Annotated in this window: 25 protein-coding genes and 1 pseudogene; 13 read left to right on the top strand and 13 right to left on the bottom strand. The window is 71.1% G+C overall.

Annotation, left to right across the window (positions count from 1 at the left end; all coding sequences use genetic code 11):
* Nucleotides 1-73: 73 nt before the first annotated feature.
* Complete coding sequence (locus tag RMT89_RS21030; RefSeq protein ID WP_315885292.1) at nt 74-1,219, top strand: methyltransferase; 1,146 nt, start codon at nt 74-76, stop codon at nt 1,217-1,219.
* On the opposite strand, the gene RMT89_RS21025 is transcribed toward RMT89_RS21030, so the two are convergent.
* Together RMT89_RS21025 and RMT89_RS21020 are read right to left on the bottom strand one after the other, a co-directional pair.
* Complete coding sequence (locus RMT89_RS21025; protein WP_315885291.1) at nt 1,209-2,063, bottom strand: ketose-bisphosphate aldolase; 855 nt, start codon at nt 2,061-2,063, stop codon at nt 1,209-1,211. The genes RMT89_RS21030 and RMT89_RS21025 overlap by 11 nt on opposite strands.
* Nucleotides 2,064-2,101: 38 nt before the next feature.
* Complete coding sequence (locus tag RMT89_RS21020; protein ID WP_315885290.1) at nt 2,102-2,983, bottom strand: SIS domain-containing protein; 882 nt, start codon at nt 2,981-2,983, stop codon at nt 2,102-2,104.
* 122 nt (nt 2,984-3,105) lie between these two features.
* Here RMT89_RS21020 and RMT89_RS21015 point away from each other — a divergent pair, with 122 nt between their 5' ends.
* A complete protein-coding gene (locus tag RMT89_RS21015) occupies nt 3,106-3,885 on the top strand; it encodes a DeoR/GlpR family DNA-binding transcription regulator (RefSeq protein WP_315885289.1) in 780 nt (259 codons plus the stop codon).
* A 77-nt stretch (nt 3,886-3,962) separates the two neighbouring features.
* Nucleotides 3,963-5,801, top strand: a complete 1,839-nt coding sequence (locus RMT89_RS21010) for a glycoside hydrolase family 15 protein (protein WP_315885288.1) — start codon at nt 3,963-3,965, stop codon at nt 5,799-5,801.
* Nucleotides 5,802-5,803: 2 nt separating this feature from the next.
* Here the strand turns inward: RMT89_RS21010 and RMT89_RS21005 are convergent, their stop codons facing one another.
* Nucleotides 5,804-6,748 carry a hypothetical protein gene (locus RMT89_RS21005; protein WP_315885287.1) on the bottom strand — a complete coding sequence of 315 codons (945 nt, stop codon included), beginning with the start codon at nt 6,746-6,748 and terminating at the stop codon, nt 5,804-5,806.
* 167 nt (nt 6,749-6,915) lie between these two features.
* Here RMT89_RS21005 and RMT89_RS21000 point away from each other — a divergent pair, with 167 nt between their 5' ends.
* Together RMT89_RS21000 and RMT89_RS20995 are read left to right on the top strand one after the other, a co-directional pair.
* Nucleotides 6,916-7,137, top strand: a complete 222-nt coding sequence (locus RMT89_RS21000; protein ID WP_315885286.1) for a cation transporter — start codon at nt 6,916-6,918, stop codon at nt 7,135-7,137.
* Nucleotides 7,138-7,164: 27 nt separating this feature from the next.
* Nucleotides 7,165-7,431: pseudogene (locus tag RMT89_RS20995) on the top strand (cation transporter); the annotation flags it as partial.
* A 490-nt stretch (nt 7,432-7,921) separates the two neighbouring features.
* Here RMT89_RS20995 and RMT89_RS20990 read toward each other — a convergent pair.
* From RMT89_RS20990 to RMT89_RS20980, 3 genes are read right to left on the bottom strand one after another with little or no spacing between them, the layout of a single operon-like run.
* Nucleotides 7,922-8,674, bottom strand: coding sequence for a cupin domain-containing protein (locus RMT89_RS20990; RefSeq protein ID WP_315885285.1), 753 nt, complete (start codon nt 8,672-8,674; stop codon nt 7,922-7,924).
* Nucleotides 8,668-9,579: a PmoA family protein gene (locus RMT89_RS20985; RefSeq protein ID WP_315885284.1), complete on the bottom strand. Its 912-nt coding sequence runs from the start codon at nt 9,577-9,579 to the stop codon at nt 8,668-8,670. Before RMT89_RS20985 ends, RMT89_RS20990 begins: the two co-directional genes overlap by 7 nt.
* Complete coding sequence (locus RMT89_RS20980) at nt 9,576-10,700, bottom strand: Gfo/Idh/MocA family oxidoreductase (protein ID WP_315885283.1); 1,125 nt, start codon at nt 10,698-10,700, stop codon at nt 9,576-9,578. The genes RMT89_RS20985 and RMT89_RS20980 overlap by 4 nt, the downstream gene beginning before the upstream one ends.
* 312 nt (nt 10,701-11,012) lie before the next feature.
* Between RMT89_RS20980 and RMT89_RS20975 the strand changes: the two genes are divergently transcribed.
* The 3 genes from RMT89_RS20975 to RMT89_RS20965 all read left to right on the top strand — a co-directional run bounded on the left by RMT89_RS20975 (nt 11,013) and on the right by RMT89_RS20965 (nt 12,083).
* The gene (locus tag RMT89_RS20975) at nt 11,013-11,222 is read left to right on the top strand and encodes a hypothetical protein (protein ID WP_315885282.1); all 210 of its coding nucleotides are present in this window, start codon (nt 11,013-11,015) and stop codon (nt 11,220-11,222) included.
* The gene (locus RMT89_RS20970) at nt 11,200-11,820 is read left to right on the top strand and encodes a sigma-70 family RNA polymerase sigma factor (RefSeq protein ID WP_315885281.1); all 621 of its coding nucleotides are present in this window, start codon (nt 11,200-11,202) and stop codon (nt 11,818-11,820) included. The genes RMT89_RS20975 and RMT89_RS20970 overlap by 23 nt, the downstream gene beginning before the upstream one ends.
* A 71-nt stretch (nt 11,821-11,891) precedes the next feature.
* Nucleotides 11,892-12,083 carry a hypothetical protein gene (locus RMT89_RS20965; protein ID WP_315885280.1) on the top strand — a complete coding sequence of 64 codons (192 nt, stop codon included), beginning with the start codon at nt 11,892-11,894 and terminating at the stop codon, nt 12,081-12,083.
* Nucleotides 12,084-12,086: 3 nt separating this feature from the next.
* Here the strand turns inward: RMT89_RS20965 and RMT89_RS20960 are convergent, their stop codons facing one another.
* A complete protein-coding gene (locus RMT89_RS20960) occupies nt 12,087-13,316 on the bottom strand; it encodes a DegT/DnrJ/EryC1/StrS family aminotransferase (protein WP_315885279.1) in 1,230 nt (409 codons plus the stop codon).
* Nucleotides 13,317-13,422: 106 nt separating this feature from the next.
* Nucleotides 13,423-14,532, bottom strand: a complete 1,110-nt coding sequence (locus tag RMT89_RS20955) for a GNAT family N-acetyltransferase (RefSeq protein ID WP_315885278.1) — start codon at nt 14,530-14,532, stop codon at nt 13,423-13,425.
* 259 nt (nt 14,533-14,791) lie between these two features.
* Between RMT89_RS20955 and RMT89_RS20950 the strand changes: the two genes are divergently transcribed.
* The 3 genes from RMT89_RS20950 (at nt 14,792) to RMT89_RS20940 (ending at nt 16,251) form a co-directional block, all read left to right on the top strand.
* On the top strand, nt 14,792-15,148 hold the full coding sequence (locus tag RMT89_RS20950; RefSeq protein WP_315885277.1) for a hypothetical protein: 357 nt from the start codon (nt 14,792-14,794) through the stop codon (nt 15,146-15,148).
* Between the two features lie 2 nt (nt 15,149-15,150).
* The gene (locus RMT89_RS20945) at nt 15,151-15,675 is read left to right on the top strand and encodes a hypothetical protein (protein WP_315885276.1); all 525 of its coding nucleotides are present in this window, start codon (nt 15,151-15,153) and stop codon (nt 15,673-15,675) included.
* Between the two features lie 69 nt (nt 15,676-15,744).
* Nucleotides 15,745-16,251: a hypothetical protein gene (locus tag RMT89_RS20940; protein WP_315885275.1), complete on the top strand. Its 507-nt coding sequence runs from the start codon at nt 15,745-15,747 to the stop codon at nt 16,249-16,251.
* On the opposite strand, the gene RMT89_RS20935 is transcribed toward RMT89_RS20940, so the two are convergent.
* From RMT89_RS20935 to RMT89_RS20920, 4 genes are all read right to left on the bottom strand, one after another.
* Nucleotides 16,246-16,842 carry a TetR/AcrR family transcriptional regulator gene (locus tag RMT89_RS20935; protein ID WP_315885274.1) on the bottom strand — a complete coding sequence of 199 codons (597 nt, stop codon included), beginning with the start codon at nt 16,840-16,842 and terminating at the stop codon, nt 16,246-16,248. The two genes, RMT89_RS20940 and RMT89_RS20935, sit on opposite strands and share 6 nt — an antisense overlap.
* Before the next feature lie 29 nt (nt 16,843-16,871).
* Entirely contained in the window at nt 16,872-18,929 is a 2,058-nt protein-coding gene (locus tag RMT89_RS20930; protein ID WP_315885273.1) for a discoidin domain-containing protein, read from the bottom strand.
* A 75-nt stretch (nt 18,930-19,004) separates the two neighbouring features.
* Nucleotides 19,005-19,556 (bottom strand): hypothetical protein, encoded by a 552-nt coding sequence (locus RMT89_RS20925; RefSeq protein WP_315885272.1) that lies wholly within the window; start codon nt 19,554-19,556, stop codon nt 19,005-19,007.
* The gene (locus RMT89_RS20920; RefSeq protein WP_315885271.1) at nt 19,553-20,170 is read right to left on the bottom strand and encodes a hypothetical protein; all 618 of its coding nucleotides are present in this window, start codon (nt 20,168-20,170) and stop codon (nt 19,553-19,555) included. Before RMT89_RS20920 ends, RMT89_RS20925 begins: the two co-directional genes overlap by 4 nt.
* A 314-nt stretch (nt 20,171-20,484) precedes the next feature.
* Between RMT89_RS20920 and RMT89_RS20915 the strand changes: the two genes are divergently transcribed.
* Together RMT89_RS20915 and RMT89_RS20910 are read left to right on the top strand one after the other, a co-directional pair.
* A complete protein-coding gene (locus RMT89_RS20915; protein WP_315885270.1) occupies nt 20,485-21,129 on the top strand; it encodes an RNA polymerase sigma factor in 645 nt (214 codons plus the stop codon).
* Nucleotides 21,126-22,112: a CU044_5270 family protein gene (locus RMT89_RS20910; protein WP_315885269.1), complete on the top strand. Its 987-nt coding sequence runs from the start codon at nt 21,126-21,128 to the stop codon at nt 22,110-22,112. Before RMT89_RS20915 ends, RMT89_RS20910 begins: the two co-directional genes overlap by 4 nt.
* A gap of 911 nt (nt 22,113-23,023) precedes the next feature.
* Here RMT89_RS20910 and RMT89_RS20905 read toward each other — a convergent pair.
* Nucleotides 23,024-24,502, bottom strand: a complete 1,479-nt coding sequence (locus RMT89_RS20905; protein ID WP_315885268.1) for a glutamate--cysteine ligase — start codon at nt 24,500-24,502, stop codon at nt 23,024-23,026.
* Between the last annotated feature and the right edge of the window lie 80 nt (nt 24,503-24,582).

Raw genomic sequence — 24,582 nt, 5'->3', positions numbered from 1 at the left:
CGGCTCCGAGCGTGCGTGCCAGGCGTCGCACGGCAGGCGGGAATGTGACGACAGGGCCTAGCCTGGTCGCACGATGAACGACCGTATGACGACTCCCTGGGGCGAGCTCGCCCTGGCCCGCTTCCCCGAGGACCCGCGCAACCGGCTGCGTGCCTGGGACGCCTCCGACGAATATCTCCTCCGGCATCTCGCGGACCAGGAGGTCCCGCTGTCCGGCTCGGTCGTGGTGGTCGGGGACCGCTGGGGCGCGCTGGTGACGGCGCTGGCTGCGCACCGGCCGACGCAGATCACCGACTCCCACCTCACGCGGGAGGCGACCCGGGCGAACCTGGCCCAGGCCGGTGTCGAGCCCGGTGCCGTGCGGCTGCTCACCACGCAGGACCCGCCGCCCGAGCGGATCGATGTGCTGCTGGTGCGGATCCCGAAGAGCCTGGCCCTGCTGGAGGACCAGCTGCTGCGGCTGGCGCCCGCCGTGCACGCGGACACGGTCGTCGTGGGTACCGGGATGGTCAAGGAGATCCACACCTCGACGCTGAAGCTGTTCGAGCGGATCCTCGGCCCGACCCGGACCTCCCTCGCCGAGAAGAAGGCGCGGCTGATCTTCTGCACCCCGGATCCGACGCTCAAGCGCGGCGCCAATCCCTGGCCCCACAGCTATGAGCTGCCCGACGGCATCGGCGCGGTCTCCGGCCGTACGGTCGTCAATCACGCGGGCGTCTTCTGCGCGGACCGGCTCGACATCGGCACCCGGTTCTTCCTGGCCCATCTGCCGAGCAGCAGCGGCGGCCGGCGGGTGGTGGACCTCGGCTGCGGCAACGGCGTGGTCGGTACGGCAGTGGCGCTGGCCGATCCCGAGGCCGAGGTGCTGTTCGTCGACGAGTCCTTCCAGGCGGTGGCGTCGGCGGAGGCGACGTACAAGGCGAACGGGGTGCCGGGGCACGCCGAGTTCCGGGTGGGCGACGGTCTTGCCGGGGTGCCGGCCGACAGTGTCGACCTGGTGCTGAACAACCCGCCGTTCCACTCCCACCAGGCGACCACCGACGCCACGGCGTGGCGGATGTTCACGGGGGCGAAGCGCGCGCTGCGGCCGGGTGGCGAGCTGTGGGTGATCGGCAACCGTCATCTCGGGTACCACGTGAAGCTGAAGCGGCTGTTCGGGAACTGCCAACTGGTGTCCGGGGACCCGAAGTTCGTGGTGCTGAGGGCGGTCAAGCGCTAGTCAGGGTGCCGATGATTCCGGCGACCGCCCGTCCCATCGCCTCTCTTCCGACGCTGAGGTACTTGCGCGAGTCGACCGCCTCGGGGTGCGCCGCGAGGTAGGTGCGGATGGCTCCGGTCATCGCGATGTTGAGGGCCGTGCCGATGTTGACCTTGGCGATGCCTCCGGAGACGGCCGCGGTGAGTTCGGCGTCCGGGAGGCCGGAGGAGCCGTGCAGGACGAGGGGGACGTCCAGGGTGGCGGCGAGTCGTTCGAGGCGGTCGTGGTCGAGGGCGGCGGTGCGCGTGGTCATCGCGTGCGCGCTGCCGATGGCGACGGCCAGGGCGTCCACTCCGCAGTCGGCGACGAAGGCGCGGGCCTGGACGGGGTCGGTGCGGGCACCGGGGGCGTGGGCGTCGAGGGCAGGCTGTCCGTCCTTGCCGCCGATCTGACCCAACTCGGCCTCGATCCACAGCCCTTGGGCATGCGCCCAGTCGGCTGCGGCCCGGGTGGCGGCGAGGTTCTGGACGTAGGGCAGCCGGGCCGCGTCGTACATCACGGAGCTGAATCCGGCGCCGGGTGCCTGGCGCAGCAGCTCGTCGCTCTGGACGTGGTCGAGGTGCAACGCGACGGGTACGGCGGCGCGTTCGGCGGCGGCGACGGCGGCCCGGGCGAGCGGGAGCAGTCGGCCGTAGCGGAACGTGACGGCGTTCTCGCTGACTTGGAGGACGACGGGGGCCTCGGCGGATTCGGCGCCGGCGATGACGGCCTCGATGTGTTCGAGCGTGATGACGTTGAAGGCGGCGACGGCGGAGTGCTGCGCGGCGGCTCGGGTGACGAGTTCGCCGGTGGTGACGAGGGGCACGGCTGGTCCTTCCGTGGACGTCGGGGATTTCGGCGGCGTCAGGGAGCGAGGATCACCGAGCGGGTGAGGTGGCGGGGACGGTCCGGGTCGAGGCCCCGGGCCTGGGCGACGGCGACCGCGAGGCGCTGGGCGCGAATGAGGTCGGCGAGCGGGTCGAGGGTGCCGGTCACCCAGGTGCCTCCGGTGGCGCGGACCTGTTCCGCCAGGCCCTCGGGCGGCTCGCCGAGCATCCAGGTCGCGGTGGATTCGGTGGTGATGCTGATGGGGCCGTGCCGGTACTCCATCGCCGGGTAGGACTCGGTCCACGCCTGCGCCGCCTCGCGCATCTTGAGCGCGGCCTCATGGGCGAGCCCGACGGTCCAGCCGCGTCCGAGGAAAGTGAACTGGGTGCTGTCGACGAGGCCTTCGGGCAGCGGGGCGTCGAGCGCGGCGCGGGCGTCGGCGACGACCGCGCCGGTGTGCAGGCCCAGGTGGGCGCGGAGCACGGTGAGCGCGGTGGTCGCGAACCGGGTCTGCACGACGGAGCGTTCGTCGGCGTAGTCGAGGACGACGACGTCGTCGGCGGCCGCCATGACGGGGGTCTCCGGGTCGGCCGTGATCACGGTGGTGCGGGTACGGCCCCTCAACTCTCCGAGCAGTTCCAGCACTTCGGTGGTCGTGCCGGAGCGGGTGAGGGCGACGACCCGGTCGTAGGCGCGCCCGTGCGGGAACTCCGAGGCGGCGAAGGCGTCCGTCTCGCCCTGGCCCGCGCCCTCGCGCAGTGCGGCGGCCGACTGCGCCATGAAGTACGAGGTACCGCAGCCGACGATCGCGACCCGCTCCCCCACCACCGGCAGGGCCCCGCCGTGTGCGGCGGCCTGTGTCGCTGCCCGGGCCCAGCACTCGGGCTGGCCGGCCAGCTCCTCTTCGACGTGGGTCATGCCCACCCCTCCCCTGGCTTGATTTTTCTTGCAAGATATAGCGAACTTTCGAGCAGAATCAAGCATTCGAGGGAAGTGGGGGTGCGCTAGGGTCGCCGGGAGATCGAGGAACGGAGGTGCGGATGTCGCGCGACGCCCGCTGGAAGTCACTGCTGGAACTGCTCGTCGAGCGCGGCCGTCTCGACGTGGAGGAAGCGGCCGCCGAACTGGCGGTCTCCGCCGCCACCATCCGGCGCGACTTCGACCAGCTGGCCGAGCAGCAGATGCTGGTCCGCACCCGGGGCGGCGCGGTCGTCCACGGCGTCTCCTACGAGCTGCCCCTGCGCTACAAGACCGCCCGGCACGCCTCGGAGAAGGAGCGCATCGCCAAGGCGGTGGCCGCGCTGGTCGCCCCCGGCGAGGCGGTGGGCCTGACCGGCGGCACGACGACGACCGAGGTGGCCCGCGCCCTGGCCGTGCGCGGTGATCTGGCCTCCGGTTCGCCCGCGCTGACCGTCGTCACCAATGCGCTCAACATCGCCAACGAGCTTGCCGTACGCCCCCAGTTCAAGATTGTGGTGACCGGTGGGGTCGCGCGTCCGCAGTCGTACGAACTCATCGGGCCGCTCGCGGACGGGGTGCTCGGGCAGATCACCCTCGATGTGGCGGTGCTCGGTGTCGTCGCCTTCGATGTGGCGCACGGGGCGGCGGCCAATGACGAGGCTGAGGCCGCGATCAACCGGCTGCTGTGCGAGCGCGCGGGGCGGGTGATCGTCGCCGCCGACTCCAGCAAGCTGGGGCGCCGGGCGTTCGCCCGGATCTGCGCGGCCGACGCGGTGGACACGCTGGTCACCGACACGGCGGCCGGGACCGACACGGTCCGGCGGTTCACCGAGGCGGGCATCGAGGTCGTCACGGTCTGACGCCGTTGCGCGCCCATGAAGCCCTCCTCTCCGCCTAGGCTGGTGCCGTGGCGGTGTCGGGGGCCAGGGAGGCTGCGATGAGCGGAACAGCACCGAGCGACCAGGACGCCCCCGGGGCTTCGCGTTATCTGCCGATCGCCGAGCACGGTCTGATCGGCGATCTGCGCAGCGTGGCCCTGGTGGGGACCGACGGCACGATCGACTGGTACTGCTGCCCGGCGTTCGACGCGCCGAGCGTGTTCGCCGCGATCCTCGACTCCGAGCGCGGCGGGTCCTTCGAACTGGCGGCGGCCGTACCGGCCCGGACCAAGCAGTTCTACTTCCCGGACACCAATGTCCTGATCACCCGCTTCTTCACCGAGGACGGCGTCGGTGAGGTGCAGGACTTCATGCCCGTCGACGGCGACTCGGTGGAGACCGAGCGGCATCGGCTGATCCGGCGCGTGCTGTGCGTGCGCGGCTCCATCCCGTTCCGCACACGCGTGGCGCCGCGGTTCGACTACGGCACCCAGCCGCACTCCGTCCGGATGGCCGGCGATGTGGCGGTCTTCGAGTCGGCCAAGCTGTCGCTCGGGCTGACCGCGACGGTGCCTCTGGAGCCCGACGGCCTTGATGTGCGGGCCGACTTCAAGCTCGCCGAGGGCGAGTCGGCGGTGTTCGCGCTGGACCAGGTCGGCGGTGAGGTGACACCGCGCCGGTGTGCCAGGACCGAGGCGGAGGAGCAGTTCAGCACCACGGTCGCGTACTGGCGGCACTGGCTGTCCGCGTCCAAGTACCGGGGCCGCTGGCGGGAGATGGTGCACCGCTCGGCGCTCACGCTGAAGCTGCTGACGTACGCGCCCACCGGAGCGATCGTCGCCGCGCCGACGACGAGCCTGCCGGAGCAGATCGGCGGCGAACGCAACTGGGACTACCGCTACGTGTGGGTGCGCGACGCGGCCTTCTGCGTGTACGCGCTGCTGCGGCTCGGCTTCACCGGCGAGGCCGAGGCGTTCATGAACTTCGTGACCCGGCATGTGAGTCCGGGCGACGGCAAGCCCTCGGGACCGCTGCAGATCATGTACGGCATCGACGGCCGTACCGATCTCGCGGAGCGTGAGTTCGACCATCTGGAGGGCCACCAGGGCTCCGCGCCGGTCCGCATCGGCAACGCCGCCGCCGAGCAGCTCCAACTCGACATCTACGGCGCCCTGATCGACTCGATCTACCTCTACGACAAGTGGGCCAAGCCCATCTCCAGCGACCAATGGGACGACGTGTGCGCGCTGGTGGACTGGGTGTGCGACCACTGGGACCAGCCGGACGAGGGGATCTGGGAGACCCGGGGCGGCCGTAAGAACTTCCTGTACTCGCGCCTGATGTGCTGGGTGGCGATCGAGCGGGCCATCCGCATGGCCCACCGGCGTGGCCTGCCCGCCGACATCGTCCGCTGGCGCGACTGCCGGGACACCATCTACCGGCGCATCATGAGCAAGGGCTGGTCGGAGTCGCGTCAGGCCTTCGTCCAGCACGAGGACGACGACGTGCTGGACGCGGCCGTACTGATGATGCCGCTGACGAAGTTCATCGCGCCGACGGACCCGAAGTGGCTGTCGACGCTGGACGCGCTGACCCAGGATCTGGTGTCCGACTCGCTGGTCTACCGCTACGACCCGATGGCCAGCCCCGACGGACTGCGCGGCGACGAGGGCACGTTCTCGATCTGCTCCTTCTGGTACGTCGAGGCCATGGTGCACGCCGGCCGCGTCGACGAGGCCCGACTGGCCTTCGAGAAGATGCTCACCTACGCCAACCATCTGGGCCTGTACGCCGAGGAGATCAGCCACACCGGGGAGCAACAGGGCAACTTCCCCCAGGCGTTCACCCACCTCGCGCTGATCAGCGCGGCCTTCAATCTCGACCGGGCGCTGGGCTGACCTCACTGGCCGTGCGCGGGTGCCTCCTCGTGCGAGGTGGTCTCCTCGGGCGCCGCTGCCCCGGCCCGGACCGTGAACGCCGCGGTGCGGACCTCCCCGTCGTGCTTGAAGTCGAGGAACAGGCGGTACGTGCCGCTGCTCGGCGCGGTGGCGGTGAAGGAGACGCCGGGGCCGGGCTCGGTCCTGCCGTCGCCGGGTTCGCCGTTCGGGTGGACGTGCAGGTAGGCGAGGTCGCCGGAGCGCAGGGCGACCAGGTGGCCGTAGGCGCCGAGGTAGGGCTGGAGGTCGGTGACGGGCTTGCCGTCGCGTGAGACGTTCAGCTTCAGCTCGCTCGCCGCGCCGGGGCGCAGGGTGCCGTCCAGTCGGACCTCGTAGCCGTCGACCTCGGCGGTGGTGTCCGCAGCCGGGAGGTTCTGGGGCTCGTAGGAACCGGAGGCGGCGAGGTCGGCGCCGAGCGTCAGGTTCTCGGCGCCCTTCTGCGCCGGGGTGAAGTCGGCGAAGACCCGGTAGCCGCCCGCGCGGGGCAGGTCTACGGGCGTGCTCCAGGTGCCGTCGGCGGCCCGGGCCGGGTGCAGATGGCGGTAGGTGACGAGGTCGCGCGATGCCACGATGAGGTGGAGCTCCTTGTCGTGTTCGCGCTGGTAGCCGGTCACCGCGCGGCCGCCGTCGTCCCGTATGACGAACCGCAGGTCGGTGTTCTCGCGGGCCGCGACGGTCGGGGTCTTCAGGTCGAGGGTGTAGCCGCCCTCGGAGATCTGCAGCCCGCCGGCCATCGCCTCGTGCCCGCCGCCTCCCTCCGGGCTCGGTGAGGCCTCACTGTGGCTCTCGTGGCGTGCGGGGGCGGCATCCTCCCCGATCGGTCCGACGCCCTTGCCCACGCCATAGGCGGTGCCGAAGGTGGCGGCCAGGCCGGCGGCGAACGCGGTGATCTTGAGTCCGGCATGCATGACGATCTCCTCGGTCTCAGGGTCTCTGTGCCGCTCACCATACCCCTGGGGGGTATGAAGTCAACCCCGGACCCCGCTTGCTTCGATACCCCCCATGGGTATAGATGGAGTCACCCGGGTCGGATACCCCCGCCGGGTATAGATGGACCCTATTCAGGAGGCACCCCATGTCCACGCAGACGATCACCACGTACGCCGTCTCCGGCATGTCCTGCGGCCACTGCAAGGCCACGCTCACCAAGGTCATCGGCGAGCTGGACGGCGTGACCGGGGTCGAGGTCGACCTCGACAAGGGGCAGGTCACCGTCAGCAGCAGCGCCGAACCGAACGACACGCTCGTCGCCGAGGTCGTCGACGAGGCGGGTTACGAGCTCACCGGCCGCGCCTGACCCAGCCCGCCCACCCGAGGAGCAGAGATGACCACCACGAACGACACCGAACTCACCATCGGCGGCATGACCTGCGCCTCGTGTGCGGCGCGCATCGAGAAGAAGCTCAACCGCATGGACTGCGTCACCGCCACCGTCCACTACACCACCGAGAAGACGAAGGTCAGTTACGGCGGTGGCGTCTCCGTCGACGATCTGATCGCGACCGTCGAGGCGACCGGGTACACGGCCCGACCACCCGTGCCCGAACCGGAGACGGCTCCTGAGTCCGATGAACTCCGGCCGCTGCGGGAGCACAGCCCGCCGCGCCCGGCCGCTCGCCCAGAGCGGCCGGGCGCACGGCCGTTTCAGGCGGTCCGACGCCACAGCACCACGCCATCGGCGGCCAGACGCTCGGGCAGGTCGGCCGGGGCGGGCAGGTGCTCGATGTGATGAACTCCGGCCGGCAGGCCCCCGTTCGGCAGCTCGCGGGTGACCTCGCCGCCACCAGACCGGTCACCCGGCTCTGCTCCCGCCCGGTGAGCGCGTACGCGGCATGCCGCTCGTCACGGCGGGCGCCGGCCCGGATCGCGACCCCGTCCCCGCCGAGGTTGACACGGCTGAAGGCAGCGGTGCGCCTGCCCAGGGACCACGACCCGCGCTGACCCGTGGCCCCACCGCCGTCAGCAGCACCAGGGCGCGGCCGCCCGGGGCCCGTACGGCCTCCCGGGCGGCCGCGCCGACCGCGCATGAACTGCACGACGGCACGCCGAGGCCGCCTCCCGTCCCTACGGCTTGGCACGGGTCACTCCCCGCGGTACGGCAGCGTCGTCCCCGGCAGCGCGTACTCGTCCCGTCTGCCGCACATCCCGAACCCGCCGAGCCGGGTCGGCGCCGCCTCGTGCGCGGTCGCCTCACCGAGATACGCGGGTTCCCCTTCGGCCAGCGCGTCGAGCTGGGCACCGGTGCGCTCGGCGGTGGCCAGGGCCCCCGCCCGCCACAGCTCGCGCCAGGTCGGCACCTTGTCGCGGACCAGTCGGGCGGCGGCGCGCTGGAACTCCAGGTACGGGCCGTTGTCGCCGGCGACGAGGGCCTCGCGCAGGACGAGGTAGCCCTCGACGGCGAGGTCCCTGCGGCGCCGGGCGGCCTCGGCCGTGTCAACTCCGGTACCGGGCGGGAGGGTTGCGGCTGCCGCGTACCGCTCGGGGTCGGCGAGCACCTCGGGCGGGAAGGTGAACACCGCGTCCCCGGTCTCGGGCAGGCCGCTGTTCTGCATCAGCACGGTGATGCGCAGGTTCCCGTCCTGGACCATACGGTGCACAGTGCCCGGCGTGAACCAGGCGACCGAGCCGGGCTCCAGTGGGATGTCCCGGTCGCCGTCGGGGCTCAGGGTCTGTACGGCGCCCCGGCCGCCGATGACGACGTACGCCTCGGTGCACACCAGGTGCAGATGCGGGCTGCCGCCGCAGACGCCGTCGGCCGACTCCCAGTCGTAGGCGCTGAGGTGGGACAGGCCGACGGCACCGGGCAGCGGGTGCGGCAGTTCCGGCTTCACCACGGCAGGCCCTCCAGATGCGCGGCCACCCGCTCGGTGTCCCAGGCCCCGTCGGCGATCACCACCCGGTAGCGGTAGCCGAAGGACTCGCCCGGCGGCAGCTCGAACTCCTCGAAGAACGCCCAGGAGAAGGCGACGGTCGGGAAGGGCTCGGAGCGCACGAACCAGTGGGACTCGTGGATGGCGTCCAGGTTCTCCGGCGCGTGCGCGAAGACGATCGTCGAGTGCGCGTCGACGTCGTCGTGCTCCGTGCTGAAGGCGAGCCAGGGGCCCTGGGAGCCCATCAGCTTTTCGGAGTCGGTGCCGGGTGCGAAGAGCGTGCCGCCGGTGAAGTCACGCGGACCGCGCCACTGGAGTCCGGTGTAGCCGGCCATCTCGCGGCCCGCCGTGGTCGGGGAGCCGAAGGCAAGGGGCTCGGCGCGGGTGTTGGTGAGCTCGATCGACCAGTCGAGGGCCCAGGCGCCCGCCTCCTCGTCGACGGAGTGGACGGTGAGCCCGCGGGTCTCGCGCGCCCACTCCTCGCCGCCGTTCCCCACCCAGGTCAGCTCCTCGGTGAAGGCGAGCCGGTCGTCGGTGACCGTGAACTCGGGGAAGCCGTCGTGGCGCATCGAGCCGACCCGCTCGGGCAGGCGCAGATAGCCCTCCCCATGGACGTAGCTGTTGCCGCCCCAGAAGTTCTGCCCGGACAGATGGCTCGCGGTCATCTGCAGGCCCTTGTGCCAGCGGTGGTCGCTGGGCCGGTATCCGGTCACCGTCCGGCCGGCGAGGGTGCGCAGCGGGTGCGCGTACGGCTTGCGGGACTCGAAGGCGTCGGGGTCGGGGCGGTAGACGTAGCGGAGGATCTCCGTGCCGTTCGCCGCCGCGACCGCGATGTGCTCGCCGTACGCGTGGCTGACTCGGATGCTCATGCGCGCTCCTTGGGGGCCCAGTCGGGGTGATCTCCGTGCATCGCCGCGTAGAAAGGATCACCCGGCGCGATCTCGCCGGAGCGGACCGGCAGGCCGGTGAACGCCGACTTGTACAGGGCGGCGGCGAATTCGAGTGTGGCCCGGGCGTCGGGGCCGCTGCCCGGGGGCCGTACGCCCGCGTCGTACGCGTCGAGCAGGCCGCCGAGCTGGGCGGTGTGGGAGCTGGGAACGTCGGGGGCGGGGTTGCGCCAGGCGTCGGCGCGGTCGGCGGTGACATGCGGGGCCGGGGTGTAGACCCAGTCCTCGTTGCGGTGCCCGTACAGATGGGTGAGCTCGACCGTCGCGTCCGCGCAGTCGACGCGGATGCGGCTCACCTCGTGCGGGGACAGCACGCTGTTGACGACGGTGGCGAGGGTGCCGTTCGCGAAGCGGACCAGGGCGGTGGAGACGTCCTCGCTCTCGGTGTCGTGGACCAGCCGCGCCGCCATGGCCCGCACTTCGTCCCACTCGCCGAGCAGATGCAGCAGCAGGTCGTACTGGTGGATGCCGTGACCCATGGTCGGGCCGCCGCCCTCGCCGGCCCAGCGGCCGCGCCAGGGCACCGCGTAGTACGCCGTGTCCCGGTGCCAGGTGGTCTGGCAGTGCGCGACCAGCGGAGTCCCCAGCTCACCCTTGGCGATCAGTTCGCGGGCGTGCACGGCCCCGGATCCGTAGCGGTGCTGGAAGATCACGGACGCGTACGTCCCGGACGCCTCCTCGGCCGCCGCGATCTCGTCGTACTCGGCGAGGGACAGCGTGAGCGGTTTCTCGCACAGGACCCAGGCGCCCGCCTTGAGCGCGGCCACCGTCTGCTCCCGGTGCAGGGAGGGCGGGGTGCCGATGAGCACCAGCTCGGGGCGTTCGGCGTCCAGCATCGCGTCGACCGACGTATAGCCGGTGACCGCGCCGCCCGCGAGCTCCCGGAAGGCGTCGAGTCTGCCCGGGTCCACGTCGACGGCGGCGACCAGTTCCGTGCGGTCGGCGTGGGCGGTGAGCGCGGGCAGATGGCTGCCGCTGACGATGGCACCGGTGCCGACGACGGCGACGCGGCGGCGGACGGGGTCCCCGGAATACACGGACATGCGGCGCTCCTCGAACGGCCGACGGACATGCCAACAGAAAGCGCTTGCTCTCGAAGCCAGACCCTAGGCGCCCGGGCATTGTCCGGACAACCCCTCGCAGGGACATCGGCGAGGCTTTTTCCCAGGCCGCCGTGCCCGTCGATCCCCCGTCCACCGGCACGTGGTGCACCCCTGTCCCGCGGTCACCCCGACCCCCAGAACCACGGCCGTGACCAGGCAGATGTCACAACTCCCGGAAGAATCAGCACTGTTGTGGTGCGTGCGAGGCACGGGGTGTACCCGGGCAAGCCATCCGGAAGGGGAAAGTACGGAATGGATCCTGTGATCGTCGGAGCGGTGGTGACCGTGGCCGTCAGCGTCGTCAACGGCCTGGTGAAGGTCGCCCAGCGGCGTCTGCACGCCGAGGTGGGGATAGCGCGCATCACCGAGACCGGACAGACCGACCGGATCCGCTGCACCGCGCGACCAGCACCGGCCCACCGGGACGGGGGTGGGCGCCATGGAGGACGCGCTCAGTACTGAGGTCGGCCTCGCCCACGACGTCGAGACCACCTCGGCGCCCTTACCGGGCATCGAACTCGCCGAGGCGCTCCACCACGAGCAGTACCCGGCGCTGGTTCGCTTCCTGCTGCTGCACGGCGCGTCCTGGGCGGAGGCGCAGGACGCCGCTCAGGACGCGTTCACCCAGATGTGCGCGCCCGCTCTGTCCTTGACCCACCCGCGCGCGTGGCTGCGCACCGTCGCCTGGCGGTCCTGGGTGAGCCAGCAGGTCAAACCCGAGGACGCGTATGCGGAGATGCCCGAGCCCCGGGCCTCGCTGCGCTGGCAGACGCCCGCCCACGCGGCCGAGCTCGGGGAGGAGGAGCGCCGGGTGATCTCCCTGCTGCTGCAGCTTCCCGCCAAGCAGCGCGCGGCCATGGCCTGGCACCTCGACTCGACTACCTCACGGCGGTCGAGTCGGCCCTCGCCGAGCCCGCCGAGCGGCTGCTGCACGATCTGCGCCGCATCCGGCAACTGCTCGACGAGGAGCTGGAACCGGCGATCGCCGGCCTCGAAACCTCCTCTCCCGCCGGTCTGTTCGGCGTCGACACCGTCGCGCAGGACCTCGTCGACGATCTGACCCAGGGCTGCGACCAGGCCGACGCCCTGGCCAGGGCGGTCGCCGAAGTCGAGCGGGCGAGCAGCGACTTCGTGGGAGCGGACCTCAGCGGCGCCAAGCTCGAGGGCGCGCTCCTGGAGGGGATCCTGTGGGACGACACCACCGTCTGGCCGGGGAACTGGGAGACCCTCGTCCGTCGTGCCTCGCTGCCCTCCGGTGCGGAACAGGGCGTGTTCATCGTCGCCGCCGAACCGTCGGACACCGCCGTCCACGCCGAAGCATGACCTCTACTGTCCCAAGGGCGCGGGCGGTGTGGCGTCCTTGACGGCGGCCGGGAGCGAGGGGTGCGCGGTCGCCGCCCGTTCGCGGGTGAGGGCGCCGGTCGTCCGGTGGGCCAGAAGGGGGTCGGCCGGGAGGACGTGGGAGGCGAACCAGCGGGCCGCGGACGGGTCGGGGGACGGTTCGACGAACTCGGCGCCCGCGTAGTCGTCGAGCGGTGGGTCGTAGACGTATCCGCAGACCATGCCGTGGTCCACCAGGCGGTCCAGGAGGGTGTCGCGGTCCTGGACCAGGAGCGGGACCCGGAACAGCGGGAGGGGTCCGTCGTGGACGGCCCGTTCGCGCAGGGCGGCGGACGCCCAGGCGGTGCCCGTCAGCAGCGCGACTCCGGCCCGGCGGCGGGTGAGGTCGTCGTCGAGGCGGGACATGCGCAGGTTCAGCTGTCCGCGGACCAGGGCGCCGTGGCGGGCCCGGAAGCCGTGCAGGTCGACGCGGATCCAGGGCTCGTAGGCGGTGAGGCTCGGCGCCGAGCGGGCGGAGGCCGTCAGGCGCGGGGCGTGCAGGGCCATCCGGAACTCGTCGCGCTCCAGGAGTCCGAGGCGTTGCATCGTGCGCCACACGGGCCGTACCAGGCGCAGGGTGCGGACGCTGGAGCGGGCCAGGGGGCGCAGGGTCACATTCAGGTCGTCGCGCAGGCGGCGCGGGGTGAGGAGATCGTCGCGCAGCAGTTCCAGCTCGCGCCGGGTGCGTGCGTCCTCGACGGCGAGGAACCCCCCTGCCGTCGCGGCCACGTGTTTGGAGAGGCTGAACGCGGCCGCGGTCCCGAAGGTGCCGACCGGCTGCCCGTCCACATGGGTGCCGATGGCGTGGGCCGCGTCCTCGATGAGCGGGATGCCCAACTGCTCGCAGCGGCGGCGCAGTTCCAGGACGCGGTCGGGGATGCCGTAGAGGTTGGTGGTCAGCACGGCGTCGATGGTGCGCCAGGTGGACTCCGGTACGGCGGCCGGGTCGATGTTGCCGTCCCACACGGAGACGGGGGCCTGCACCGGGCGGCAGCCGGCGGCCAGGACCACGAAGAGGATCACGTCGTCGTTCACCGGCGACATCAGCACCCGGGCGCCGGGCCGGCACCAGCGCCGCAGCGCCAGATAAAGGGCCAGCCGCGCCGAGGGCGTGTAGACGCATTCGCGTCCGAGTCGCCGCGTCATCGTCGCGGCGAGCCGCGATCCGTACGGCATCGTCACTTCTTCCGTCGAGGGGTGGACGGACGCGGCAGGTGTCCGCGCGCCGGTCGGCGCCGTGAGCCGTGTGGCTCGGTGGGCCGTCGCCGTAAAGGGGGCCGGCTCAGTGGCTGCGCGCGGAGCGCAGCGCGCCGACCGTCTTCAGCAGCCGGTCGGCGGGTTCCCGCAGGCCGGGGTGGGCGAGGACGGTGTTCCGCAGTCCGCGCACGGGTCTGCGCCACATCCGGTGCGCCGCCGCCACCGGGTGGGGCCGGGTCGCGAACCCCTCACCCACCCGCAGCTCGCGCGTCTTGAGCCAGTCCTTGTACTCCTTGTCGCCCCGCCCCAGGTCGATCAGCCGCACCCCGTGCCGGGCCGCCGCGTCCGCGGTGCGCAGATGCATCATCAGCCCGGGTGAGTAGTAGTGGAACTCCGGGTCATAGGCGGTGAACCAGGCCGCGAGGACCGTCCGTGACCTCGGCCCGAAGTGCGCGGCCACGGGACGGTCACCGGCGTAGAGAGCGGACAGCACGCCGGTGAAGTGCTCCTCGCGCAGCCGGAACAGATGGTCCACGAGGTCCACGATCCACGGCCGGGCGAACCGGTCCATGCGGCCGGTCCTGCGGTACTGGGCGGACTTCCACTCCATGAGCCGGCGTAACACCTTCGGGTCCCGCTCGTCGAAGACGAACCGCACCTCTCCGATGTCGCGCCCCAGTCGGCGTTCCTTCTTCAGCGTCGTCTTGGCCTGACCCGGGTAGGTGGACCGCAGCCACTGCGCGTAGTCGCCGTCGCCGGGTTCCAGGTCGATCACCGGGGAGGCGAACATGCCGGTGACGTACCGGCTGAACGGCTTCTGTTCCTCGACGAGATGGTCGAACTCGAAGCTGGCGAGACCGCAGCCGCGCAGCAGTTCCTCGGTGTCCCAGATGACCCCGGGCCGGTGCACCAGGGCCTGGCGGTCGGAGAGGCCGAGTCCGATGGCCCGGCCGACGCCCAGGATGTTGCGTTCGTAGGGCAGGAAGCCGACGGGCTCGCCGTGTTCGTGCAGGACGCCGATCTCCACCCCGCCCCGGTGCGCACCGACCCCGACGGCGAACTCCGGTGCCAGGAACGGGTTGGCGTACTCGGGCGCCTCGTCCATCGCCCGGTGCCAGGCCGCACGCAGCGGGTCGCTCAGTTCGTCGGGTCTGTGGACGGTTATCTGCGTGTCTGTGGTGCTCGTGGATCGCATGGGCGACCGCTCCCCCCAAGTTCCCCCCTGCGACGCGCGGTGCGCGTCACGCCCTTCAGTGCCGCCCCGCGCGACCGAGATCGGAACGGTTCGGCAAGGATCAAACGTGGCGAAACCGCACGCAGACTGTCAAGACCGTCGCTCGTAAAGGAACGACATGTTTCGGATGTTCCGCTTCCGGACGGCGCCTTACCGATCAACTCACCTCTCCCGTACCGTCGTTGCCGATTGACGCGGCCATGGCTACGAAGGGGTCTTCATGGGCAGAGGTCTGCTGTCGCTCGTGCTCGCCACCGTCACCGGAGCCGCCCTGCTCGCGGCACCGGCGTCCGCGGCGCCACCGCCTCCGCCTCCGCCACCGCCACCGCCACCGCCACCGCCACCGCCGACCGATGTGTACCGGCCGGTGAGGGGCCCGGCCGCACCAGCGGAGTACCGCTACCTCCAGAAGACCCTGCCGGGCGAGTCGATACCCCGGCGCGCCCACGATCTCGCCCCGGCCGAGGCCCGCCCACTGCCCACCGTGGGCGGCCGCTGGAAGAGCGTCGGACCGGCCAACATCGGCGGCCGGATCGTCTCCCTCGCCCTCGACCCCGAGCGCGCGGACACCCTGTAACGGTGATCGGACGACGTACGGCCGCGATGGCGGCGCTGGTGTCCATGGCCGCTCTGTCCGGCTGCGCCGACGGCCCGGACGCGGCGGCCCCGAAGGTCACCGAGCCTTCCCCTTCACCCTCGACCGACAAGCCCACAGCGGCCCCGTCCAAGCAGGCCTCCAAGCCCCGGACCCCCGTCCCCACCATCGGCCGCTCCGACCCGAACCTCGTCGTCATGACCGTCACCGGGGGCTTCGCCGGCGTCCACCAGACGGTGATCCTCCGCACCGACGGCACCGTCTGCACCAGCGAGAAGGGCGAGCCGAACGTCCGCCGCACCACGAAGGCCCAGTTCACCGAATTGCGCACCCTGCTCGGCGACCCCGCCCTGGCCGAAGTCCCGAACTTCACCAGAGACATGGACGCGAAGGACAAGTTCCAGTACACCCTGCGCATCGACGGCCGTACGGTCGTCACCGACCGCTCCACCGAGGAGCCCGCCCTCGACCGTCTCATCGACGCCCTCGACGACTGGCTGCCCCGCTGAGCCGTAAAGGTGCAACCAGGCACTCCCTCCCGTCGTCTCACACGCCGAGACAAGCACGAGGAGGAACGCATGGCCATGGCCGGCCTGTTCTGGATCACCGAGGACTCGGTGTACATAGGCGCCGAGCCGGTGGGGACAGCGGCCGGAGTACGGCTGTCCAAGGACGGTGTCGAGGCATCGGGGACCGAGCACGGGCGGTCCTGGAGCTGGGACGAGGTGCGGCGGATCGAGGTCGCCGACGTGCCCGTACGGCCCGCCTCCCGCCGCCTGGTCTCCCAGGCCTTGGACGCGGTGGTCGTCGCGCTGACCGGCGAAGGGGAGCTGCCGCCGGCGTTCACGGTACGGATCGGGACCGCCGAGGAGACCGTCGAGGTGAGCGTCCTGACGCCCATCGCCGGAGGGATCTACGGCCCGGTGGAGTACGAGCTCTCCCGCACTCTGCTGAACCGGCTCGTCGACGGCCGCACCCCCCTCGACGACCTCCTCCTGTGGCGCCGCGACCGCGTCGGCGAGGCCAACCCCGGCCGCGAGGAGCGCGAGGCGCTGATGCTCACGTGGGTCGACGATCCGTCATGACGCGTCGACGAGCCCCGCGATGTGCGCGATGACCGTGTCGAGCACCCCGGCCCAGGCCTCCTCGTCGCCCAACACCAGGTAGTTCAGGGTGAGTCCGTCGGTCATCGCGGCCAGATAGCGCGCCAACACCGGTACGGGCACCCGCAGTCGGAGATCCATCGTCCGGCCCAGCTGCTCGATGAGCTCGGCGAGCGTGTCGCGGTACAGCTCGTGCTGACGCCGGGCCAGATGCTCGAACCCCGGTTGGCGCAAGGCGTATTGGGTCAGTTCGTAGGTGAGCATGTGCTCGTCGGGGTGGGCGCGGACATGGTCCCAGTACGCCTGGAGCCCCGCCCGGACGGTCTCCTGGAGCGTGGCCCTGGGGACCAGGGCCTGCTTCACCAGGGTCACGTAGTGGTCGGTGATCGTCGTGATGACGGACTCGACCAGGGCCTGCTTGGAGTCGAAGCAGTAGTGGAAGACGCTGAGGGACACGCCGGCCTCGGCGGCGATGGACCGGGTCGTCGTCCTGGCGACGCCGTCCCGGGCCATCGCCCTGATCGCCGCTTCCGTCAGCTGCAGGCGCCGTTCTGCCGACGGCATGCGTGCCATGTGCGTGTCCCTCGTGCTCGTACCGGGCTTCAGTTGCTGTGGACGCTCACCTCGCGCAGGGAGTACCCCCAATCGGTACCGCCTTCCAGGCCCAGGACGCGGACGTAGCGGGCGGGTGTCCCGGTGAACCGGGCGGTGTCCAGGCCGCCGTCGCCGGAGGTGGTGGACCAGGCGGTCCTCCAGCTCTGACCGTCGGTGGAGAGTTCGACGCGGTACGCCTTGCCGTAGGCGCGCTCCCAGTCGAGGGTGACCCTGCCCACCCGGTGAGTGGCGCCCAGGTCGATCCGCAGCCACTGGTCGTCGCTCCAGTCGCTGGCCCAGCGAGTGCCCCGGTCACCGTCGACGGCCCGGCCGGGCGCATAGCTGGTGAACGGGTTCCACTCCGCCGAACTGGCCGTCGCGGGCGCGTCATTGGCGAGGTTCACGGCGGACTGGTGCCGCTCGGAGGCTCCCCAGGTGTCCAGATAGGACTCGGCGCCCCGGAAGAGGTCGTCCACCACTTCCTGGCCGCCGACGCGGCGGATGTCCTCGATCCAGTCGGGGACGAGACCGTAGTGGGCGGCGCCGTCGGTGTTGAGGTCCCACGTGCGCTGTCCGGTGGTCTGCTTGTCGATGAGGGAGCCGCCGTCGACGCTCTTGAAGGGGTACGTCACCTTGTTCGGGGCGTCCGCTCCGCGCGGTCCCGGCCAGCCGCCGACGCCGTTCATGTCGGTGCCGTAGCCGTAGCCCACGCCGTACTTGTCGCGCAGGGCCTCGGTGCGCCCGGCCTCCTCGATGAAGCCCTCCGAGCCGCGCATGTACTGGCCGATGAAGCCGCCGAGGCCGTAGACCCGCTCGGTCCAGTCCCTGTCCATCCAGCTGTGCGAGGAGAGCACGCCGGGGTAGGACTCGGCCTCGAAGATGTCGAGCACCCGGCTGGCGGCCTTGACGCTCATATGGTCGATCTCCAGCATCATCCCGCGATTCATCATGCCCCGTGCCGCGTACTCACCGAGTTCGGTCAGTCCGCGCACATTGCACTGCGCGCCACTGGCGTACGAGGGCACGGCCACGCCGGCCGGGAGCTTCGCCTCCGCCGCGGCCGCCGCGGCGTTGCCGATGGGGTTGTCGCGCTGCGGGCCGGTGCACTGCTCCGTCTTCCAGAAGGTGCCCGTCGACAGGAACTGGCCGACGTTGATGGCGGTGCCGAGCGAGCCCGAGTCGAAACGGACACCGCAGAGCGCGTTGTCGAACTTGTGGCACAGGAACATGCTGCGCACGCCCAGGTTGTACAGCTCGTCCAGGCCCTTGTCGATGTCCTCCTTGCTGCACTGCGCGATGTCGAGGATCTGCTTGCAGCCGAACGGTTCGGAGGTCTCGACGCCGAGGATGACCGCCAGCTTGCCCTGCTCGATGACCTTGCGGGCCTGGGTGCTGTCGGTGACGATCCGGAACCAGCCCTTTCCGGTGCCGCCGTACATCTTGTCGATGTGGGCCTGGAGGTCGTAACTCAGCTTGGCCTGAAGGCGGATCGACGTCATCTCGTCGCAGGAGCGGTCCTTGAAGAAGTAGACCGAGCAGATCACGCCGTTGGTGACGAGGTCGTTGACCAGGACCCGCTGGCCGCCGCGCCAGGCGCGCTCCACCCAGGCGTAGTAGTTCTGCTGGTGGGTCAGTGAGTCATTGGCGGGCCAGTCCTTGAAGGTGGGCCAGCCGACCGGGTCGTGCTTGCCGTCGCCGCCGTTGGTGATGAGGTCGAAGACGGCGAGGGAACCGTCGGGGTAGTGCTCGGGGCAGTCCTTGAGGGCGTCGGCGATACCGTCCTCGGAGAATGTCTTGCCGCAGATGAGCCGGCCGCCGAACGCCTCGTTGGAGAACAGGTGGTTGTGAGTGTCGGCGAAGCCGCGCACCTCGCCCTGGGCGTTGGTGCCGGTGAACGGCTCGCCGGTGACGTTGATCTGGGAGTCCGGTGCCGGCCGGGCCGTCGGCAGCCACCACTCGGTCCCGGCCGCCGAGCTCGGCACTGGACCGAGCAGCAGGGCCAGGACCAGGAGGAGCAGCGACGCGACGGTGACGTCCTTGCGCCTGCGGTACGGGAGTCGAGCCATGGACCCACCCTCCTGGAACGGCATGACGGCATTGTCATGGCCAGCCCAATGTGTGGGTCGAGGATGGCGACTGGCTCATTCCGAGTCAAGAGTCCGGGACAAGTGACCTGATGTGGCGTCGCAGCACCCGTCGCGCCGCAACTGACGGCTGACCCCATGCCAGTCGAAATACTGCCGGTACGCACGGTTCCAGCCCGCGTAGTCGGCGGTCTCGGCGCCGGGCGGCTTCATCAGGCAGCACTTCATCGTGATGACGTCGGCCGGGGTGAGGCCCGCGGCCTCCAGATTGGTCCTGATGTTGCGCAGCACCACGAGCGCCTGTGCCTCGGTGACCGTGACACCCTGGGCGCCCTCGGTGAGCGACGGGTCGGTCCAGCGCTCCGGACTCCCGTCCGGCGCCGCGGGGTTGAGCGCGGACGGACCAAGACCGCTGCTCTGGTAGAGGGCCACTTCCCCGCCCGTCGCCACGCCGCTGGCGATGGCCGGGTTGGACTGCCCGTCGGGCAGCATCACGCGCACGTCCTTCGGCCCCGGCCACCAGCCGCGGGCATCGGCGAGCGCGGTACCGCCGGTGAGGAGCGAGGCGGTCAGCGCCGTACCGATGACGGCCTTCGTACGACGGTTCATGCGGTCATCACCCTCTCGTGGATGTCGGTCATGCGGTCGACGACCTCAGCGGCCCGCTCCGGGTGGTCCGCGAACCAGGTGCCGAGGCGCTCCCGGACGGCCTCCCCGACACACTCCCGTACGTAGGGGTTGCCCAGCAGCCCGCGCGTGGCGCCGAGGAATTCGGGGTGGTCGAGCTTCACCGACACAACGGCCGTAAGACCCTCGCCGAGCCGATCGGCGCAGGAATCGGGGTCCGCCACCGGCAACCCCTTCTCCCGCGCGTACCCGGTGACCGCGGCCGCAACTCCGTCTCGGAAGCCGTCGACGTGCGTGCCGCCCTGGGGAGTGGCCCGGCTGTTGACGAAGCCGCGTATGCGCTCCTCGCGGGAGCCGCTCCACAGCAGGGCCACCTCCATCGTCCCCGCCATCTTCGGGTCCTCCCGCACGAAGCCGATGACGTCCGGATCGATGGCCGACCCCGTCTCCGCGTCGAGGGTGGCCACGAAGTCCCGCACTCCCTCCGGGAACCGGAACAGCACCATTCGGGCCTCGTCCGCCGGGCGTTCGTCGGTCAGCGAGATCCGCAGGCCCCGGTTGAGGAACGGGCAGCGGCGTACCCGCGCCTTCTCCACTCACGAAGACCCCTATGGTGTCCGGCAGACCTCCCCAGCCTAGGCGGAATCCAGGAAAACACCAGGTCAGAGCCGCTTCGACGAGGGCATGGGCGGGCGGGTGAGGACATGCCGGACGCGGGTGGTCCGGAGGCCGCGCACCACTCCCGGAACGTGTCCAGGGGCCCGCCGAAGCAGCGGACGACCCCTCTGCCGACGCCCCTGAGGCCATGAGTTCACTCGCCGCACTAAGTTGAGCCGATGAACGACCACGGCACGCTGCCCATGTGACGCGCATCACCGCAGCGCACCCCCCGCCCAGGACAGGGAACAGTGTGGAACTCTCACTGCGCGCCCGCATACGGGCCGGGAATCCGGACGCGTTCGGGCAACTCTTCGACGAGCACGCGTCGGCGGTGCACCGGCATGCCGTACGGGTGACGGGCAACTGGGCGACGGCCGACGACATCGTGTCACTGACCTTCCTGGAGGCCTGGCGGCTGCGCGAACGCGTGCTCCCGGACGGCGACAGCCTGCGCCCCTGGCTGCTCGGCATCGCCACGAACGTCCTGCGCAACACCTCGCGAGCCGCCCGACGCCATCAGACCGCACTCGCCCGACTGCCACCCGCCACCCCCGTACCGGACTTCGCGGACGAGGTGACCCAGCGCCTGGCCGACGCCGAGGAACTGGCCGCCGCGCACAAGGCGTTGAGCCGACTGCGCCGGGGCGAGCGGGAGGTGTTCACGCTCTGCGTCTGGGAGGGCCTGGACGCCGCCTCGGCGGCGGAGGCGCTGGGCGTGGCCGTCGGCACCGTACGCGCCAGACTCTCGCGCGCCCGAAAACGGCTGCGCAGTCTCACCGAGCTCGAACTCGACCAGGCGGCACGGCCGAGCGGGACGCAACGCCCCCCGGCGAACGGACAGATACCGGGCAGCCGCCATCAGGCGGCTCGGTCCCCGCAGGAGAAGAAGCGATGAACACCCACCCGCGACGCCGCGAACAGCCCGCCGGACATGACGACTTGGCCGAGCTGCTGCCCGCTCCGGGCAACCCGGTGCTCCCGCAGGACCGCCACGCCGTCCTCAAGGAGCACCTGATGCGCCAGCTCACCGAAGAACAGTCCCCGACGCCGAAACCGACCGCCCGTGAACTCCTGGAGCGCCCCCACTCCCCCCGTCGGCGGATCGCCCTGCTCGCGGCGCCCCTGGCGCTGGCCGCGGTGGTGACCTGGGGAGTGGTGGCCATGGACGACGAGACCCGGCCCGCCCCCGTCACCGCGGCCCAACGCCGGGAAGCCGTACAGCTGTTGGACCGGATCGCCACGGTGGCCGCCGAACGCCCGGCGATCAAGGTACGGGACGACCAGTACATCTACACCAAGTCCCGAGGCGCCGGCTCCGTCCTCGGCATCAGCAGGCATGTGATGCGCGACGCCGTGCAGCGCGAGGACTGGCAGGCGGTCGACGGCAAGCGCGACGGCTGGATCCGCGTGGACCCGCTGCCGTCCGACGCCGATTCGACCACGGCCCCCGACACCTCCCAACGGGTCGAAGGGCCGGTTTACGGCGCGCCGTACCTCGCCTTCCGCGAACTGAAGTCCCTGCCCACCGATCCCGAAGCCCTGCGGAAGAAGCTGTACAGCGATACGAACGACGTGGAGTCCAGCCAGGAGGAGGCCGTCTTCGAGTACATCGAGACCGTCCTTGAAGAGGCCACCCTCCTCCCCGACCTCAGCGCGGCCCTCTACCGAACGGCGGCGCAGATCCCCGGCATCCGAGTCGACCCCGAAACCCAGGACGCCGCCGGCCGCAAGGGCATCGGCCTGACCTACACGGACGCCTCGACAGGCGACCACACCTGGGTCTTCGACCGCTCGACCCTGGAGTACCTCGGGACGACGAAGACGGCGTTCCTGGAGATAGGGGTGTCGGACCGGTCCCGGGAGGCGCCGACCTCGTAGGAGACCCGCGGCTGGATCCGACGCGGCCCCCGCCCCGAAGTCACCCCCGCCCCGACGTCACTCATCCGTGGGGCGAAGTCCCTGTTCCAGCGCGTCCGGTGGGTCCGCGCCCCGAGAATCCCGCCATGGGGACTGGTGGGCGGACTCATCGGGTCGGTGTGCTCCATCTCGGGACGGGTCTCGCCGGCGGCTGCGCCGTCGGCGTCACCCACTGGGCGGTCCTCAGGCTCCAGTCGCTCCTCACCCCGGCGTCCTCCCATCCGGTCAGCACCATGCTCGCCTTCTCGTGCGCGTCCGGCCTCGCGGCCGGAGTCGCCCACGGCCTCACCGGAAAGCCGGCCGACCTCACCGCCCCGACGGACCCGGTCACACTCCTCCAGCAGGACCGCAGAATCCTCGGCCGGCTGTGGATCGCCGTGGGAACAGCAATCGCCGCCGCCTTCACCCTCTGCTACGGCATCGACTACGTGGCCCAGGACGGGCTCTCCTACGGCCTGGGCCGCGGCACCACCGACGGACGCCCCATCGCGATGACGCCGGCGCACATCCTCGACCGCGGTATCGCCTACGGCCTCACCATCGGTCTGGCCGCGGCCCTCAGCCGCAACGCCTGGTGGTACTACACCCTCCACCCGCCACCACCTGGCCGCCCGCCGGCATCTCCCCCGCGACCTGACGGCCTTCCTCACCGACGCCCACGCACACCGCGGTGTGCTCCGGCAGGCCGGAGCGGTGCACCAGTTCCGGCACATCGACCTGCAACACCATCTCGCGGCAGCCCCGGAGCGGTCCCGGGAGTCCAACCCCCCGCGACCTGGCCCGCCCTGGCCCTGGATCCCCCGCCGACGACACCCGGACGCCGAGCCGATGACAAGGGCGTGACCACGGGTCGCCCACTGAGGCCGCCGGGGTCAGTCCACGGGCCAGGTGTGTGCGGGGGCGTTCAGATGCATGTAGTCCATGTATGCCGCGGTCATCCGCCGCAGCGCCTCACCCCGGTCGGGGGTACCGGCCTTCTGCAGATGGTGGACCGTCTCCGCCTGCCACAGGGCGCCGTTGCGGGCGGTGACGCAGCGCTGCTCGATGATGCCGAGCAGCGGCTCGCGCCACTCCGCGTCCATGCCGGCCAGCTCAAGGCCCCGGTGGGCCAGCGGCAGCAGCCGCCGCAACACCAGTTCTGTGACCGGTACTTCGCCCGTGCCGGGCCAGTACAGGCGGGCGTCGATGCCGTCGCGGGCCGCGGTGTGGAGGTTCTCCTCGGCGACCGAGAAGGACATCCGCGTCCAGATCGGCCGGTCCTCGTCGACGAGGGCGCGGGTCAGCCCGTAGTAGAAGGCGCCGTTGGCGATGATGTCGGCGACGGTGGGTCCTGCGGGCAGGACACGGTTCTCGATACGCAGGTGCGGGCCGCTGTCGGTGACGGCGTAGACGGGGCGGTTCCACCGGTAGATCGTGCCGTTGTGCAGCGTCAGTTCGCCCAGCTGGGGAACGCCGCTACTGTGGAGCACCTCCTGTGGGTCCTCGTCGTCGCACAGCGGCAGCAGCGCCGGGTAGTAGCGCACGTTCTCCTCGAACAGGTCGAAGACGCTGGTGATCCAGCGCTCCCCGAACCACACCCGGGGCCGTACTCCCTGCGCCTTGATCTCCTGGGGGCGGGTGTCGGTGGCCTGCTCGAACAGGGGGATACGGGTCTCGCGCCACAACTCCCTGCCGAAGAGGAACGGCGAGTTCGCGGCCAGGGCGACCTGCACCCCCGTGACGGCCTGGGCCGCGTTCCAGTAGTCGGCGAAGTCCTTCGGTGAGACCTGGAGGTGGAACTGGGTGCTGGTGCAGGCGGCCTCGGGGGTGATGGTGTCGGCGTACGTCGACAGTTGCTCCACGCCGTCCACGGTGATCCGCAGGTCCTCGCCCCGCGCCGCGAAGATCTGCTCGTTGAGCAGCCGGTAGCGGGGATCACCGGACAGGGCGGACTCGTCCACGTCCGACTCCCCCAGGGTCGGCAGAATGCCGATCATGATCAGATGCGCGCCCACGGCCGAGGCGCGTTCCTCGGCGTGGTTGAGCGCTTCGCGGATGGCCTGCTCCCAGGAGCCGGGGCCACCGGCCGTCAGCCGCCGGGGCGGGATGTTGATCTCCAGGTTGAACCGGCCCAGCTCGCTCGACCAGGCAGGGTCGGCGATGGCCTGGAGCACCTCGGTGTTCCGCATCGCCGGCAGGCCGTCGTCGTCCACCAGATTGAGCTCGATCTCCAGGCCGACCTGGGGACGCTCGCTCTCGAAACTCGACTCGCGCAGCATCTGGGCCAGCACATCGAGGCAGGTGTGCATCTTCTCCCGGTACCGACGGCGGTCCTCCCGCGTGAACACCAGGGCCGGCACATCACGTCCCATCGCACCCTCCCGAGTCCCCTCGGCGGATACCTGCCCCTCCAGCGTCGCACCTCGGGCGGGGGCCGCACAGTCAGCAGGCA

Origin of the sequence: Streptomyces sp. P17, assembly GCF_032436805.1 — a bacterium.
Taxonomy (GTDB): Bacteria; Actinomycetota; Actinomycetes; order Streptomycetales; family Streptomycetaceae; genus Streptomyces.
The sequence above is the reverse complement of the archived record's forward strand: the minus strand, read 5'-3'. Positions and strand labels throughout refer to the sequence as shown.

What these genes read in the sequence shown, in the direction of transcription:
- RMT89_RS21030 (WP_315885292.1), top strand. Translation starts at nt 74, where the DNA reads ATGAACGACCGTATGACGACTCCCTGGGGCGAGCTCGCCCTGGCCCGC.
- RMT89_RS21020 (WP_315885290.1), bottom strand. Translation starts at nt 2,983, where the DNA reads ATGACCCACGTCGAAGAGGAGCTGGCCGGCCAGCCCGAGTGCTGGGCC.
- RMT89_RS21015 (WP_315885289.1), top strand. Translation starts at nt 3,106, where the DNA reads ATGTCGCGCGACGCCCGCTGGAAGTCACTGCTGGAACTGCTCGTCGAG.
- RMT89_RS21010 (WP_315885288.1), top strand. Translation starts at nt 3,963, where the DNA reads ATGAGCGGAACAGCACCGAGCGACCAGGACGCCCCCGGGGCTTCGCGT.
- RMT89_RS21005 (WP_315885287.1), bottom strand. Translation starts at nt 6,748, where the DNA reads ATGCATGCCGGACTCAAGATCACCGCGTTCGCCGCCGGCCTGGCCGCC.
- RMT89_RS21000 (WP_315885286.1), top strand. Translation starts at nt 6,916, where the DNA reads ATGTCCACGCAGACGATCACCACGTACGCCGTCTCCGGCATGTCCTGC.
- RMT89_RS20985 (WP_315885284.1), bottom strand. Translation starts at nt 9,579, where the DNA reads ATGAGCATCCGAGTCAGCCACGCGTACGGCGAGCACATCGCGGTCGCG.
- RMT89_RS20980 (WP_315885283.1), bottom strand. Translation starts at nt 10,700, where the DNA reads ATGTCCGTGTATTCCGGGGACCCCGTCCGCCGCCGCGTCGCCGTCGTC.
- RMT89_RS20975 (WP_315885282.1), top strand. Translation starts at nt 11,013, where the DNA reads ATGGATCCTGTGATCGTCGGAGCGGTGGTGACCGTGGCCGTCAGCGTC.
- RMT89_RS20970 (WP_315885281.1), top strand. Translation starts at nt 11,200, where the DNA reads ATGGAGGACGCGCTCAGTACTGAGGTCGGCCTCGCCCACGACGTCGAG.
- RMT89_RS20960 (WP_315885279.1), bottom strand. Translation starts at nt 13,316, where the DNA reads ATGCCGTACGGATCGCGGCTCGCCGCGACGATGACGCGGCGACTCGGA.
- RMT89_RS20955 (WP_315885278.1), bottom strand. Translation starts at nt 14,532, where the DNA reads ATGCGATCCACGAGCACCACAGACACGCAGATAACCGTCCACAGACCC.
- RMT89_RS20950 (WP_315885277.1), top strand. Translation starts at nt 14,792, where the DNA reads ATGGGCAGAGGTCTGCTGTCGCTCGTGCTCGCCACCGTCACCGGAGCC.
- RMT89_RS20940 (WP_315885275.1), top strand. Translation starts at nt 15,745, where the DNA reads ATGGCCATGGCCGGCCTGTTCTGGATCACCGAGGACTCGGTGTACATA.
- RMT89_RS20935 (WP_315885274.1), bottom strand. Translation starts at nt 16,842, where the DNA reads ATGGCACGCATGCCGTCGGCAGAACGGCGCCTGCAGCTGACGGAAGCG.
- RMT89_RS20930 (WP_315885273.1), bottom strand. Translation starts at nt 18,929, where the DNA reads ATGGCTCGACTCCCGTACCGCAGGCGCAAGGACGTCACCGTCGCGTCG.
- RMT89_RS20925 (WP_315885272.1), bottom strand. Translation starts at nt 19,556, where the DNA reads ATGAACCGTCGTACGAAGGCCGTCATCGGTACGGCGCTGACCGCCTCG.
- RMT89_RS20910 (WP_315885269.1), top strand. Translation starts at nt 21,126, where the DNA reads ATGAACACCCACCCGCGACGCCGCGAACAGCCCGCCGGACATGACGAC.
- RMT89_RS20905 (WP_315885268.1), bottom strand. Translation starts at nt 24,502, where the DNA reads ATGGGACGTGATGTGCCGGCCCTGGTGTTCACGCGGGAGGACCGCCGT.